At 55.9% G+C, this 13,875-nt stretch carries 9 protein-coding genes, 1 tRNA gene and 1 pseudogene; 10 read left to right on the forward strand and 1 reads right to left on the reverse strand.

Annotation, left to right across the window (positions count from 1 at the left end; translation table 11 throughout):
• The first annotated feature begins 344 nt into the window (after positions 1-344).
• The 5 genes from CHB79_RS18695 to CHB79_RS18715 all read left to right on the forward strand — a co-directional run bounded on the left by CHB79_RS18695 (position 345) and on the right by CHB79_RS18715 (position 6,251).
• A tRNA-Arg gene (locus tag CHB79_RS18695) sits at positions 345-421 on the forward strand.
• Positions 422-947: 526 nt separating this feature from the next.
• Complete coding sequence (locus tag CHB79_RS18700; protein ID WP_089361002.1) at positions 948-1,853, forward strand: LysR family transcriptional regulator; 906 nt, start codon at positions 948-950, stop codon at positions 1,851-1,853.
• A 266-nt stretch (positions 1,854-2,119) separates the two neighbouring features.
• On the forward strand, positions 2,120-3,232 hold the full coding sequence (locus CHB79_RS18705) for an alkene reductase (RefSeq protein WP_089361003.1): 1,113 nt from the start codon (positions 2,120-2,122) through the stop codon (positions 3,230-3,232).
• 29 nt (positions 3,233-3,261) lie between these two features.
• Positions 3,262-4,491, forward strand: coding sequence for an MFS transporter (locus CHB79_RS18710; protein ID WP_089361004.1), 1,230 nt, complete (start codon positions 3,262-3,264; stop codon positions 4,489-4,491).
• A 299-nt stretch (positions 4,492-4,790) separates the two neighbouring features.
• Positions 4,791-6,251 carry an ATP-binding protein gene (locus tag CHB79_RS18715; protein WP_089361005.1) on the forward strand — a complete coding sequence of 487 codons (1,461 nt, stop codon included), beginning with the start codon at positions 4,791-4,793 and terminating at the stop codon, positions 6,249-6,251.
• Positions 6,252-6,279: 28 nt separating this feature from the next.
• Here CHB79_RS18715 and CHB79_RS18720 read toward each other — a convergent pair whose 3' ends face one another.
• Entirely contained in the window at positions 6,280-9,078 is a 2,799-nt protein-coding gene (locus CHB79_RS18720; RefSeq protein ID WP_245851567.1) for an ATP-binding protein, read from the reverse strand.
• Between the two features lie 316 nt (positions 9,079-9,394).
• Between CHB79_RS18720 and CHB79_RS18725 the strand changes: the two genes are divergently transcribed.
• The 5 genes and pseudogenes from CHB79_RS18725 to CHB79_RS18745 all read left to right on the forward strand — a co-directional run bounded on the left by CHB79_RS18725 (position 9,395) and on the right by CHB79_RS18745 (position 13,875).
• Positions 9,395-10,411: an alpha/beta hydrolase gene (locus CHB79_RS18725; protein ID WP_089361006.1), complete on the forward strand. Its 1,017-nt coding sequence runs from the start codon at positions 9,395-9,397 to the stop codon at positions 10,409-10,411.
• A 34-nt stretch (positions 10,412-10,445) separates the two neighbouring features.
• Positions 10,446-10,846: pseudogene (locus CHB79_RS18730) on the forward strand (alpha/beta fold hydrolase); the annotation flags it as partial.
• Positions 10,847-10,963: 117 nt separating this feature from the next.
• Positions 10,964-11,374 carry a DoxX family protein gene (locus CHB79_RS18735; RefSeq protein WP_089361007.1) on the forward strand — a complete coding sequence of 137 codons (411 nt, stop codon included), beginning with the start codon at positions 10,964-10,966 and terminating at the stop codon, positions 11,372-11,374.
• A 23-nt stretch (positions 11,375-11,397) separates the two neighbouring features.
• On the forward strand, positions 11,398-11,964 hold the full coding sequence (locus CHB79_RS18740) for a putative antibiotic biosynthesis monooxygenase (protein ID WP_089361008.1): 567 nt from the start codon (positions 11,398-11,400) through the stop codon (positions 11,962-11,964).
• Between the two features lie 72 nt (positions 11,965-12,036).
• A complete protein-coding gene (locus CHB79_RS18745; RefSeq protein ID WP_089358823.1) occupies positions 12,037-13,875 on the forward strand; it encodes an amidohydrolase in 1,839 nt (612 codons plus the stop codon).

Raw genomic sequence — 13,875 nt, forward strand, 5'->3', positions numbered from 1 at the left:
AAAACCGGGAGGTTGTTATGGGAGCCTAGGCGTGTGCCCAATATGAAAATATGTCGGTCGAATGGCCGCGCGGATCAAGCATCAACCTGGCCTGTAAGGGTTTCGAGCAGCAGGGGGCTGTCGAGTTCCGATCAGTTTCAGGGCGTGTGTTTGAAATCTCAAACGAATCCTAGGGTCGTAAGGGGTAAAGGGCAATAGTCTGTTCGAAAAAATTAACGATTTAAGCCGTTATTTATTCTTTTGATAGACGAGTGACTGCCAGCCGTTCATATTTTGTGCAGAATCACGAACAAACCATGCCCATGGACGCCCGCGAACTAGATGCGTATCATTGCGCCCGCAACGCACCAGTAGCTCAGCTGGATAGAGTACTGCCCTCCGAAGGCAGGGGTCGTGGGTTCGAATCCCGCCTGGTGCGCCATATAAGACAAGGGCTTAGGTGAAAACCTAGGCCCTTTTGTTTTTCATGTGTCCCAAATGTGCCCATCCAAATTGGCGCTCGGAATGTCGGACTACCCCGCTCCGGTAGGCATCCCCGGCCTATGCTGGACTACCCCCTTCAAAAGCCGAAGAAAAACCTAGAATCGGGTCCGGCATTAGTTGACCACAACAGTCACGCGCTTGAGTTCGGTCAGCAGACGACTTAGTTCTGCTAACCGACGTCTTATAGTGAACGTCGCTCCTAGGCTTGCTGCAACGCTTCGCCTACGCATACTTATTGCTATGCCGAGCGGATTCTCATACTGCTACCACGGCCAACCCTACACCTCAATCTGCAATCGCGGCGCTAGGTGCCAGCGACTCCTTGATATAGTTGATCCGTGGGCAAGCCTGCATTAGCCCTACCACTGCTGCGAGCAAACCGCTCGATCCACCACAAGCCAGCATGCGGCCTTCGGCCTTGATATCCCAGATTATGTATTCTTAGCATTGGAGTATTCGGTGACATGGATAAACTACTCGCCCTCAGAATGTTTATTGATACCGTTGATGCAAATGGCTTCTCAGCCGCAGCACGCGCTGCGGGTGTAGCAACTTCCTCGGTGACCAGGATGGTGGATGCGCTGGAAAGCGAGCTCGGTACCGTGCTGCTGAACCGCTCGACTCGACAGATTAGTGTGACGGAGGCGGGAGCAGACTATTACGGCAAAGCTCGCGCGATTCTCGAGGCTGTCTGCGCAGCGGACGCACAGGTATCTGACCGCGGGGAACAAGCGGTCGGGTTGCTGCGCGTCTGTCTCCCAGTTGCTTTTGGTCGGCGAGTGGTCGCACCGCAGGTGCAGCTATTACTTGCGCGTCACCCCGGCTTAGACATCGATATCACCCTCTCCGACGAAATCAGCAATCTACTCAGCGAGCGCATCGATGTGTCTATCCGCTTGGGCAGCATATTGCGCAGTGAAGACATCGTAAGCCGAAAGATTGGCCAGTTCGAACGATGGCTGGTAGCTAGTCCGGACTATCTGAGCGCCAATCCGCTACTCACTCAACCGCTCGACTTGCACCAGCATCAGTGTCTCAAGTTCGACTACGGCGCTGGTAGCCTTCCCTGGACCCTGCAGGGACAAGACGAAACGATCGAGTTGGAGGTACGTGGCAGACTAAAAAGCAACAACGCAGACCTACTACACGAGGCTGTACTTGCCGGCGCCGGTATCGCCTTGCTGGCAGACTGGTTGGTCAAAGCCGATGTAGAAAACGGTCGCCTGGTCCGTGTGCTAGAGCAGTACCAGGTTAGTCCCGGCCAGACTCAGACCACCATCAACGCGCTGTACCTGCCGAATCATCGAGGCTCGACCCGGGTGAATACTTTCATCAACTTCCTTGAAAAGATTCTTGCCAACGCGAGCTGACGGTTAGCGTTGCAGATTGCGCAACGCTTGATTGCGCAGCGGTCCGATTCTCCCGATCACGTTATCCCCTTATCGTGGTGACACTCTCACTTACCGAGGTCGTCGCCATGAACTCGCTCGCCATCCCCCCTACTTGCGATTTTACGCGCTTAGAAGCGAGAGCCATCTGCCCCTCATTTGTAGATTTGCAAACAGTTCCGGCACTTCCGTCGGGCTCTATTCTTTCGCTAATCCCGCCGCCATTACTGGCAGCCTAGGAGACTCGCATGACCATTTCACTTTTCGATCCCATTCAGGTCGGTGCTATCAGACTCGCGCACCGAGTTGTCATGGCGCCACTAACCCGCTCACGTGCCGGGCAACCAGGCAATGTCCCCACTGCAATGAATGTGGAGTATTACCGTCAACGTGCTGGTGCCGCTCTAATCATCACCGAGGCGACTCAGATTTCCCAGCAGGGTCAGGGGTATGCTTGGACACCTGGTATCCATAGCGAGGAGCAGATTGCAGGATGGCGTGCGGTTAGCGATGCCGTACATGCGCAGAGCGGCAATATCTTCATGCAACTCTGGCATGTAGGGCGCGTCTCCCATCCGAGCTTTCAGCCGGGGGGAGCTTTACCGGTCGCACCCAGTGCGCTACCAGTGCCCGGCAAGACATTTATTGTCGATGCACAGGGCAATGGCGTTTGGGGTGACGTCCCTACCCCGCAGGCGCTCTCGCTTTCCGGCATCCATTCGATCGTTGAGGACTATCGGCGCGCTGCGCGCAATGCCATCGCGGCGGGTATGGATGGTGTGGAGATTCATGCTGGCAACGGGTACCTGCTGGACCAGTTCATTAACTCCAACAGTAACCACCGGCGTGATCGCTATGGTGCCACCTCTGAAAACCGTGCTCGCTTACTACTGGAGGTGGTCGACGCCGTGTGCGCTGAGATAGGTGCCGACCGCGTGGGCGTGCGTCTCACACCGATGGGACGCTTCATGGGTATGGGTGATGAGTCGCCGCAGGCCACCTTCGGCTATATCGTCAAGCAACTAGACACTCGGTCACTCGCCTACCTTCACCTGGTCGAGCCAGCAATGGTCGGCACTGAGCGCGATGAAAACTACGATCCAGCTTGGGACAAGATGATCCACCTGCTGCGTGCTACTTACAGCGGAGTGCTGATGCTTGCTGGCGGTTACGACCGGAAAACCGCCGAACAGGCTCTGAAATCGGGGCGCGCCGACATCATAGCCTTCGGCCGCCCATTTATCGGCAACCCGGACCTACCGGAGCGCCTGCGGCGCAATGCAGCACTCAACATCCCCGACAGCAACCTGTTCTTTGGCGGTACGGCGGCCGGTTATATCGATTATCCAGCGCTTTCATGAGCAGCCATTTAAATACAGGCGAACCTGAAATGACCAACTTGAGTATTGCGCCCTCGGGCGTGACGCAACATTCACTCACCCGCGGTATGGTGATGCTGTTCGCGTTTTGTTGCGGCGCTATTGTCGCCAACCTTTATTACGCGCAACCAATCGTGGAAATGATTGCACCGGCCGTGGGACTGTCTTCACAGAGCGCTAGCCTGATCGTGTCGCTAACGCAAATCGGTTATGCATTGGGCTTGCTGCTGTTGGTGCCCCTAGCCGACCTTATCGAGAACCGCAAGCTGATGATGGTTACGACCCTGGTAGCAGCAGGCGGGTTGCTGGCGGCTGGACTGGCCAGCGAGCCCAATCTGTTCTTGGTGCTGTCGCTGCTTATTGGTTTCAGCTCTGTTTCAGTGCAAATGTTGATTCCTCTTGCCGCGCACCTCGCACCAGAAGCTACACGTGGTCGAGTGGTAGGCAACATTATGAGCGGCCTGTTGCTAGGCATCCTCTTAGCCAGGCCGCTGTCCAGCTTGGTGGCCGATCACTTCGGCTGGCGCGCGATCTTCATAGGCGCGGCGCTGGTTATGCTGCTGATCAACCTAGTGATAGCGTTGACAATTCCGCAGCATAAGCCTGCCCACCGGGCTAGCTATTCCCAGTTGATGCGCTCGTTGTTGAGCTTGGTGCGTCATCAGCCCGTGTTGCGTCGGCGCGCTTTCTATCAGGGATTGCTCTTCGCAAGCTTCAGCTTATTTTGGACCGCAGTGCCGATCGAACTAGTCAGACACCAAGGCCTATCGCAAACGCAGGTTGCGATCTTCGCCTTAGTGGGAGCCATAGGCGCCCTGGCCGCGCCAGTGGCTGGGCGACTTGCCGACGCCGGGCACACGTGGCGGGCATCGCTAGTGGCGATGACAATTGCCGTAGGAGCCATGCTGATGGGTTGGACTGTCCCCGGTGCCAGCCTCGTTGGCCTTGCTTTGACCGGTATCCTGCTGGACTTTGCTGTGCAGATGAACATGGTACTCGGACAACGTGCGGTGTATGCCCTTGAACCTGCAAGTCGCGCACGACTCAATGCGTTATACATGACCAGCATATTCATTGGCGGAGCCATCGGCTCGGCTCTAGCCAGCCCGCTCTACGAGATGGCAGGCTGGCCCGCCATCTCCTTAGCGGGCGGCCTATTGCCACTCATCGCCCTAGCTTTCTTTGCCTACGCTGAGCCTAAGCGGCGGGCAACCAATCTGAACGCAACGGCTAGGGAATAAACCAAGCAACATACTCGATACCAAAGGCCAGCCAAGCAGCTATAAATGCATTATCTGTTTTAGCGAGCGGCTGGGCCTTAAGCCGATCCAGTATCGATGGCAATTCAATTAGGATCCTTACCGACCAGCCGCAGTCTCGGCGTAAGTTCATTTTGGCTGAATCGTGCAGTGTAATGGCCGAATCTTTCCGCTCATAAGTGTTTTTCGGACATATATATCTGTGACCATACCTACAAGCCCTATAGATGGAGTAGCGCGTAACGTCGGCCGGGCCCGGCGGGCCAAGCGCTGTTGTGTGCATGAATACTAAAAGCAGCAACCAACCTAAAGAAGTGCTGCAATTCGGTTCGTTTTGCTACTGCGCTCAACGCCGACTTCTATTGGATGCTGGAAAGCCGGTACCAATCGGCAGTAAGGCACTCGATATTCTCCACTTTTTGCTCGACAACGCCGGTACTGTAATGAGCAAAGAGGCCATCATTGCTCACACGTGGCCCACAACGGTAGTCGAAGAAACGAACCTGCGAGTACATATCAATGCTCTGCGCAGAGCACTCTGCGATGGCAAAGACGGTCGGCGCTATATCGTCAATATCCCCCAACGCGGTTATTCCTTTGTTGCAGATGTGCAGCCGTTTGAAGCTGTCATCGCCTGGCCTCCCAATATCAGTCAGACGGCAGGTGCACTAATACCCGCGCGGTTGTCGCAACTTATAGGCCGGGATGCCGTGGTGGACAAATTGGTCAGGCAATTACCGTCTCGCCGACTGATCACTTTGGTCGCAGCTGGTGGCATGGGCAAAACGGCGGTGGCTTTGCGTGTGACCGAGTTGCTCACGGAGTTCTACGCGGACGGGGTCGCTTTCATCGACTTATCCGAACTCGCCGACCCAACTCTGGTTTCGGCCACGGTGATCGACTCACTGGGCCTAAGCGTGCCAGCACAAGAAGACATTACAAACCTCTGCAATTATCTCCAGCCGCGACGCATGCTATTGGTGCTAGATAATTGCGAACACTTGATCGAAGCCTGTTCGGTTATGGTCGATGCATTACTTAAAGCAGCCCCCAACCTGTCGATTTTAGCGACCAGCCGCGAGCCCTTGCTGGTTGAGGGGGAGAATGTTCAACGCCTGACGCCGCTGGCGCTTCCCAAGGATCCGACTGGGCTCAGCGCTGTGGACGCGCTGCATCATTCGGCGCTGCAATTGTTCGTCTACCGGGCCGCATCCCACAAAGAGAGCTTCCATCTACGCGATCAGGATGTACCGCCGTTGGTTGATATATGTCGACTGCTGGATGCTTCGCCCCTAGCGATCGAGATGGCAGCGGCGCGAGTTGAAACCTTTGGACTCGACGGGCTGAGTGTTCAACTGCAAGGCGCCTTTTTACTATCGATGCAGGGGCAGCGAACAGCAAAAGCCAGACAACAGTCGCTAAGGGCCTCTCTAGATTGGAGCTATGCACTGCTGACACCAATCGAACAGAAGGTTCTGCAATGCTTCGCGTTGTTCAAAGTTGCAGTTACGCTGGATCAGGCAATCAGGCTCATTACCTGCAAAACCTTGGAGAGCGCCTGTATTTTCGATGCGGTAGTCCAGTTGGTGGCCAAGTCGCTGTTATTGACCGATATAGGCGACAAGGTTGTAGGCTACCGGCTGTCCAATTGCACCCGCAGCTATGCCTTGGAAAAACTGGCAGATAAGAATGAAATACGAACCATTCGAAATGGCTGCATTGAGAATAAAGCCTATGCCTGAGTAGGCACTTGCAGGACCAACCAACCGGCTATATCTGCAGTTCCTCCAGTAGCTGTTTCGCCTTTAGCAAGTCAGGTGTTGAGAAACCTTCAGTGAAACGACCGTATACCGACGCCAGAAGGTCGTATGCGGCATGCAGGTGGCCCTGATCTCGTCGCAGTTGCGCCAAGGACGTGGAGCATCGGAGCTCCCACGCCAGCGCACCCTGCTGCTGTGCAATAGCGATTGCCTCTTGCAGCAACCGCTCAGCAGCAAACTGATCCGGCAGTTGTTGAGCAAGAGTGTTAACTGCTTTGATGCGCAGAATTTCAGCGGTAGCCCAACCGGATTCGCCGGCCTCGGCGCGATCGAGCAGGGCCGCATCGGCGAAACGAGGGTGCACTGTCGCTAACATATCGCTGATCAGCCCTTGGTAATCCGGCATGCTCGGTACTGGTTCGGAGCCTCCCAGGGCCGAGTAATGCCGAGCCCAGGTTTGAAAAAAACGAAGGTTATGCACTAGGGCGCGCTCATGGAAAAGCTGCAGGGCATTATCGGCTGCACAGCTGTCGCCGTTGTATTTGGCAATAACCCAAGTGGAAAGCGCAAGGGTGTAGCAAATCGACATGCCGTGATCGATACGTAGTGCGGTCTGCAGCGCCTTATCGGCCATTCGCCATGCCTGCTCGGGGTAGCCCTGCAGCCAGAGCGTTCGAGCCATCAAGGTTAGGGCTGCTACTTCCTGATCATATTGCACGCCAAAGCCTTGAGTGAAGTGACTGCGCGCTTCGTCCAACGCCAAGCTTGCAAGAGCCTCTTCTGCAAAGCGTCGCGCCAGCACCTGGTTACCTACGAAATGCTGGGCCAGCCCCTGAAGGCGAACAGCGCTGAGTGCCAGCTCAGCAGGTCCGAGATTGCATAGTTTTTTAAAGTGCTGGGTCTGCTCTAGGGCTTGCCGATAGTGACCGCAACTCAAATTGACGGCCATCAGCCCTGATATCGCTTTGAGTTCCGCGGTAAAGTCATCGCATTGCTGAGCTAGCTGATGCGCCGTTACGAATGCTGTAATCGTCTGTGGTTTGCCACCCTGAGTGTGGTACCAAGCGTTACCCTGAACCAAACGTAGCGCCAATTCCAAATGCCGGCTGGGTTTCGTCTGGCGCTCCAACGCTGCCAGAGATAGGCCAACATAGTGTGCATGTTCTTTTAATAGTGAAAGTTCCTGCCACAGCGCCGTAGATACAACGCTTAATTCTACCGCCAAAGTATCCAGCCCTTCCGGCGAAAACCCCCACTCAAGCGCATTGCGGATGTCATCAAGGCAGTATGCGTAGCGATCCAGCCAGAATTGACGCGGTATCCTCCCCCATTCGCTCTGGGCGTGACTGAGCAAAGTGCAATAGTGCTCTGCGAGACGGCGCTGGGTTTCTGGTAGTTCGCCCGCTTGACGCAGTTTTTCCAAGGCATAGTTACGAGTGGTATCAAACAGACGGTAAAACACATGGTCGTCCACTATTTCCACTTGCATCAGGGACTTGGCCACTAATTGGTTGATCGACAATGCTATCTGGTCCGGTGCTATGTCGGCTGCAGCGATTACCGCGCCGGCCGATTCGAGCGTGAAGTGGCCGCGAAAAACCCCAGCGCGGCGAAAGCAGGCCTGATCCCGAGGGGCGAGCAGTTCATGACTCCATCCCAGTGTGGAGTGCAAGGTCTTCTGTCGCGGCAGAGCGGTTCGCCGTCCTGGCGGGAGTAAACGGAGATCGGCACTGAGCTGTGCCAACACCCCCCGCACACCGAGATTACCGATTTGTGCTGCGGCTAATTCGATAGCCAAGGGAATACCGTCCAATCGGCGACACAGGTCGCTAGCTACCTGCAAGTCTTCGTTGGTCAGCTCGTAGGTGTCCTGACTGGCTTTAGCGCGTTCCACCAGAAGCTGCAACGCGGTGAAGTTTAAAGCCTGCTCCTTGTTCTCGACCCCAGATTCAGGGGGGTATTGAAGAGGCCCGATACGGCGGACATGCTCACCATCGATACGCAGGGCCTCACGGCTTGTCGCCAGGATATAAAGGCGTGGGGCGTTCCTGAGCAGCGTTTCGGCGAGAAGCGCGATAGCATCGATCAGATGTTCGCAGTTATCCAGCACCAGCAGAATTTTTCGAGTGCTGAAGAAAGCTGTAAGGTCGTCAAGTGGCTCCTCGTTACGGCGGAGAAGTTTGAGTGTTGTAGCCAATTTCGCTGCTACCGCCTCAGGCTCAGCGAGGGGTGCAAGATCCAGCAGGAAAACCCCATGAGGAAAATCTTCTAGCAACAACTCAGCGACATGCAGGGCAACTGTAGTCTTACCTATGCCTCCCGGTCCCACGAGGGTTACCAAACGCTGCATACGTACCAGCTTCACCAACCCGCTCATCACATCGGCGCGACCAATCATGCCGCTCAGTTTCGGTGGCAGATTACCTGGCGGCGTACTCTGCTGGATGTAATTCAGATTTTCCGCTTCATCTTTCCAAGAGAGCACAGCAACCAAGCTATAACCGCGTTGGGGCACATTGATGATATAGCGTTGCCCAGCGCGTCCATCTCCCAAGGCCTTACGCAAGGCGGCAATGTGTACGCGCAAATTGATCTCTTCTACCACACTATCAGGCCAGACCCGAGCGATCAGTTGGTCCTTACTAACCACCTTTCCAGCGTTCTCCAACAGCATCAGGAGGATATCCATCGCTCGGCTGCCGAGGCGTAACGGTCGATCAGCCTCGAGAATCAAGCGCCGGTGCGGATAGATCTGATAGGGGCCGAGCATGACGATTTGCTCGCTGCCAATAATCGATTGTGGGGTCATGCCTTTCCTGTGTCTTCACCTGACCTTGAACGGAAGGTCTACGTACCTGACGTCCGAGTATTTTTATCAGGTTTAGCTAAAAGCACAACTGGCGCATACAAATAACCCATTAAAATCAGTTACCTAGCAATGCTATAGATCGAAATGATCGACCAGTCGCAACGTATAACATAACGACAATTAACAACCCTTAACTAACCCTACAGATAGTCATCCACTCAAGATTGAGCCTAGCAGGCCTGATAGTTGGCGATTTACATCCTCAGCTCTTAGCGGTGCCAGACCACGGTCACTTCAATATTGATGGAGCTATGCAATGAGCTTGAACAATATCTTGTTAGGTGCGGCCCTAACATTGTCTGCCGGTGTTGTCTTCGCAGCGGGAAGCCCGGGCGTAGAACAGGATACCCAAGCGTTTCTCGATGCTCTGGCCGCCAGCGGTGGCAAACCGCTGGAACAAATGACCCCTAAGGAGGCGCGCTTAGTCCTCGTGGGAGCTCAGGCATCGGTCAAGGTCGACCTGTCCGGCACGAAAGTCGAAGAAAAAACCATAAAGGTGTCTGGTGCACCCCTCAAATTGGTAATCGTCCGTCCTGAGGGCGCGCCTGCCGAATCACCGGCGTTCATGTTTTTTCATGGCGGTGGCTGGGTACTGGGAGACTACCCTACTCATGCACGGCTGATCCACGATCTGGTGGTGAACTCCGGTGCAGTCGCAGTCTATGTCGATTACCAGCCTTCGCCAGAAGCGCATTATCCCACCGCTATAAATCAAGCCTATGCAGCCACCGCCTGGGTTGCGCAGCACGGTCGTGAAATCGGCGTGGATGGTAGCCGCTTGGCGGTCGCCGGCAATAGTGTCGGCGGCAATATGGCGGCGGTGGTCAGCCTGATGGCCAAGGAACGAGGCACTCCTAAGATCAGCTTCCAAGCTCTACTCTGGCCAGTGACCGACGCAAGCCTGGAAACCGCTTCTTATAACCAGTTCGCTCAGGGCCACTTCCTGACCAAGCCTCTCATGAAGTGGTTCTGGGACAACTACACCACCGACGCTAAGCAGCGCGCTGAGATCCATGCCTCGCCGTTGCGCGCCACAACCGAACAACTCCACGGCCTACCACCGGCCTTGATCCAAACTGCCGAATTCGACGTGTTGCGCGACGAGGCCGAAGCCTACGCCCGCAAGCTTGATGCCGCCGGCGTCGACGTTACCTCTACCCGTTACAACGGAATGATTCACGACTTCGGTTTGCTCAATCCGCTGGCGCACATCAGTGGCGCACGCTCGGCCATGTTGCAGGCCGGCACGGAACTGAAGAAACACCTGCAATAGTGCTAACGACTTCAACTACTCGGAAGAACTGTACATGGGCACTATCACTACGCGCGACGGCGTCGAGTTGTATTACAAAGATTGGGGTAGCGGTCAGCCCATTGTATTCAGTCATGGTTGGCCGCTGAGTGCCGACAGCAGGGAGTCACAGGTGCTGTTCCTGGCGGCCAATGGCTATCGAGTAATTGCCCATGACCGCCGTGGTCACGGCCGCTCCAGCCCTGGGGTGGTAACGATATGAACCACTATGCCGACGACTTGGCAGAGTTAATTGAAAGCCTAGACCTCAAGGACACGGTGCTGCTCGGCTTTTCCACCAGAGGTGGCGAAGTAGCGCGCTATATCGGTCGCCACGGCACCTTCCGCGTTGCCAAAGCCGGCTTGATCTCGGCGGTACCGCCGCTGATGTTGAAGACCGACATCGCCAACGGCGGCGCATACGGTCTGGGCCTGATATACGCCAAGACCATGTTCAATGCTTCCGAGGGCCACTGAGTATGTCAGTGGCCCCCGTTGCAGGCGGCACTTGCCTCCTACGTTGGAGAGATAAGCATGAGTAAGCCAGTTGACTGGGCTCTATTGTTTCTCCGGGTCAGCGGTGCATTGCTGTTGTTGCAAGTGCACGGCTTACCCAAGTTGCTGAACTTCAGCCAGCAAGCACAGGTGATCGAAGACCCTCTAGGATTCGGCGCAGTGGTGACCTTGAGCCTGGCGATTTTCGCCGAGGTGCTGTGTCCGCTGTTAATACTGTTCGGCCTGTTCACCCGCCTAGCCTGCTTGCCCATCGTGTTTCTTCTGCTGGTATCGCTGCTCTTGGTACATCCGCAGTGGAGCCTTGATGAAGGTCAGTTTGCTTGGCTGTTGTTGATCATTTTTACCACGCTGACGATCTCCGGGCCGGGCGCTCTGGCGCTAGGTCAGCACGTTGCCAACCCCCGGAGCAAGGTGCTCTGGCTTTATTAAAACGCGAGAGGGCAGGAGCATGTATGGATGAGTTAGAGGTGGTCACATTAATCGTGCGGCATCGGGTCAAGGTTGGAAAGGAGGCGGCTTACGAGAAGTGGTTGCGCCGTACCATCCAGATCGCCAGTACCTATCCGGGTCACTTGGGAGTCAACGTCATGCGCGATTTGGGGCAGTTCGTCTGCGTATTACGCTTCGTCGGCACGCGCGATCTGCAGTGCTGGCTGGACTCCAGCGAGCGCCACCAACTGATTGAGGAAGTCTCTCCCTTGCTAGCAGAAGGAGATCAGACGGAGATAGAGGCTGGCAACGAGTTCTGGTTCAGTCCTAGCACCGCAATACCACCGGCGCGCTGGAAGCAGGCGTGCATCACATTTCTGGTGATACTGCCACTGAGCCTGCTAGTTCCGCTGCTCTGGCAGCCCTTGTTCACCCGCCTGCCTTGGTTGGGCGGCTATCTAGCCAGCAACGTATTGATCACTCTCAGCATCGTACTGTTGGTCGTGTATCTGTTCATGCCCAAGGTAACCGCTCTGTTCGCTTCCTGGCTCACACCCTCATCGAGGGATCGGGCAACACATGAACAATGAACCATCCGATCGTGGCTGCCGCAAATTCCAGGCCTTACGGTTTACCACCTACTAACCCCACGGGAGAGTGCCATGAGCGCTGATTTGATTCTGTTTAACGGTCGTCTGCACACGGTAGACCGCGAAAAGCCCGAGGCCACGGCGGTCGCGATCAAGGACGGACGTTTTGTGGTGGTCGGCAGTGATGCCGAAGCCATGGCCATGCGCAACAGCGCCACTCAAGTGGTCGACCTACAGCGTCGCACTGTAGTGCCTGGCCTCAATGACTCGCACCTGCACTTGATACGCGGTGGGCTCAATTACAATCTGGAGCTGCGCTGGGAGGGCGTGCCATCACTGGCCGATGCCTTGCGCATGCTCAAGGCTCAAGCCGAGGTTACCCCCGCACCACAATGGGTGCGAGTGGTTGGCGGCTGGAATGAATTCCAGTTCGCCGAGAAGCGCATGCCAACACTTGATGAGCTCAACCAGGCGGCGCCGGACACACCTGTATTTGTTCTGCATCTGTACGACCGTGCGCTGCTTAATCGTGCGGCGCTGCGAGTGGTGGGGTACGACCGCAATACGCCAAACCCTCCGGGCGGGGAAATCCAGCGTGATGCCAATGGCGATCCAACCGGAATGCTGGTGGCCAAGCCCAATGCCATGATTCTCTACTCGACGCTGGCCAAGGGGCCGAAGTTGCCGCTGGAATACCAGGTCAACTCGACGCGTCAATTCATGCGTGAACTCAATCGTCTTGGCGTCACCAGCGCGATTGACGCCGGTGGCGGATTCCAGAACTACCCTGACGATTATGCCGTCATCGAGGAACTGGCCAAGGCCAAGCAGTTGACCGTACGCATCGCCTACAACCTGTTTACCCAGCGGCCCAAGGAAGAACTGACGGATTTCAAGAACTGGACGGGTTCGGTGAAGCTGCACCAGGGTGACGATTTTCTGCGGCACAACGGTGCCGGTGAGATGCTGGTGTTCTCCGCGGCTGACTTCGAGGATTTCGTCGAGCCGCGTCCAGATCTGGCGCCCGACATGGAGGCTGAACTGGAGCCGGTTGTGCGTCATCTGGTCGAGCAGCGCTGGCCGTTCCGTTTGCATGCAACCTATGACGAATCCATCTCGCGCATGCTGGATGTGTTCGAGAAGGTTAACCAGGATATTCCCTTTGATGGCTTGCCCTGGTTCTTTGATCACGCCGAGACCATCACGCCAAGGAATATCGAGCGGGTCCGAGCCCTGGGCGGGGGAATCGCCATTCAGGACCGCATGGCATTCCAGGGCGAGTACTTTGTCGACCGCTACGGCAAGCAGGCCGCAGAACAGACGCCGCCGATCCAGCGCATGCTCGCCGAGGGCGTGCCCGTGGGTGCGGGCACCGATGCAACCCGTGTTTCCAGCTACAACCCCTGGACTTCTCTTTATTGGTTGGTGAGCGGTAAGACGGTTGGCGGCATGGCGCTGTACCCCGAAGGTTTGTCGCGGGCAACGGCCTTGCAACTGTTTACCCATGGCAGTGCCTGGTTTTCGTCGGAGCAGGGCAAGAAAGGCCAGATCAAAGTAGGGCAACTGGCAGACGTGATTGCCTTGTCGGCGGATTACTTCTCGGTCGATGAAGAGGCGGTCAAATGGATTGAGTCGGTGTTGACGGTCGTCGGTGGCGAAGTGGTGTATGCCAGCGAAGAGTTCAGCAAATTATCACCGCCTTCGGTACCGGTCATGCCGGACTGGTCGCCAGTGATCAATGTGCCAGGGCATTGGCGGCTGAATGCGCCCATGGCGCAACAGGTCCATCAATGTGTTGGTGCCTGCGCGGTGCATGCACATAGCCATGAAAAAGCACGACTATCATCGGCTCCAGTCAGCGACTTCCAGGGGTTCTGGGGCGCATTCGGGTGTTCCTGTTTTGCCTTCTGA

The sequence above is a fragment of the Pseudomonas segetis genome (assembly GCF_900188155.1).
GTDB lineage: Bacteria > Pseudomonadota > Gammaproteobacteria > Pseudomonadales > Pseudomonadaceae > Aquipseudomonas > Aquipseudomonas segetis.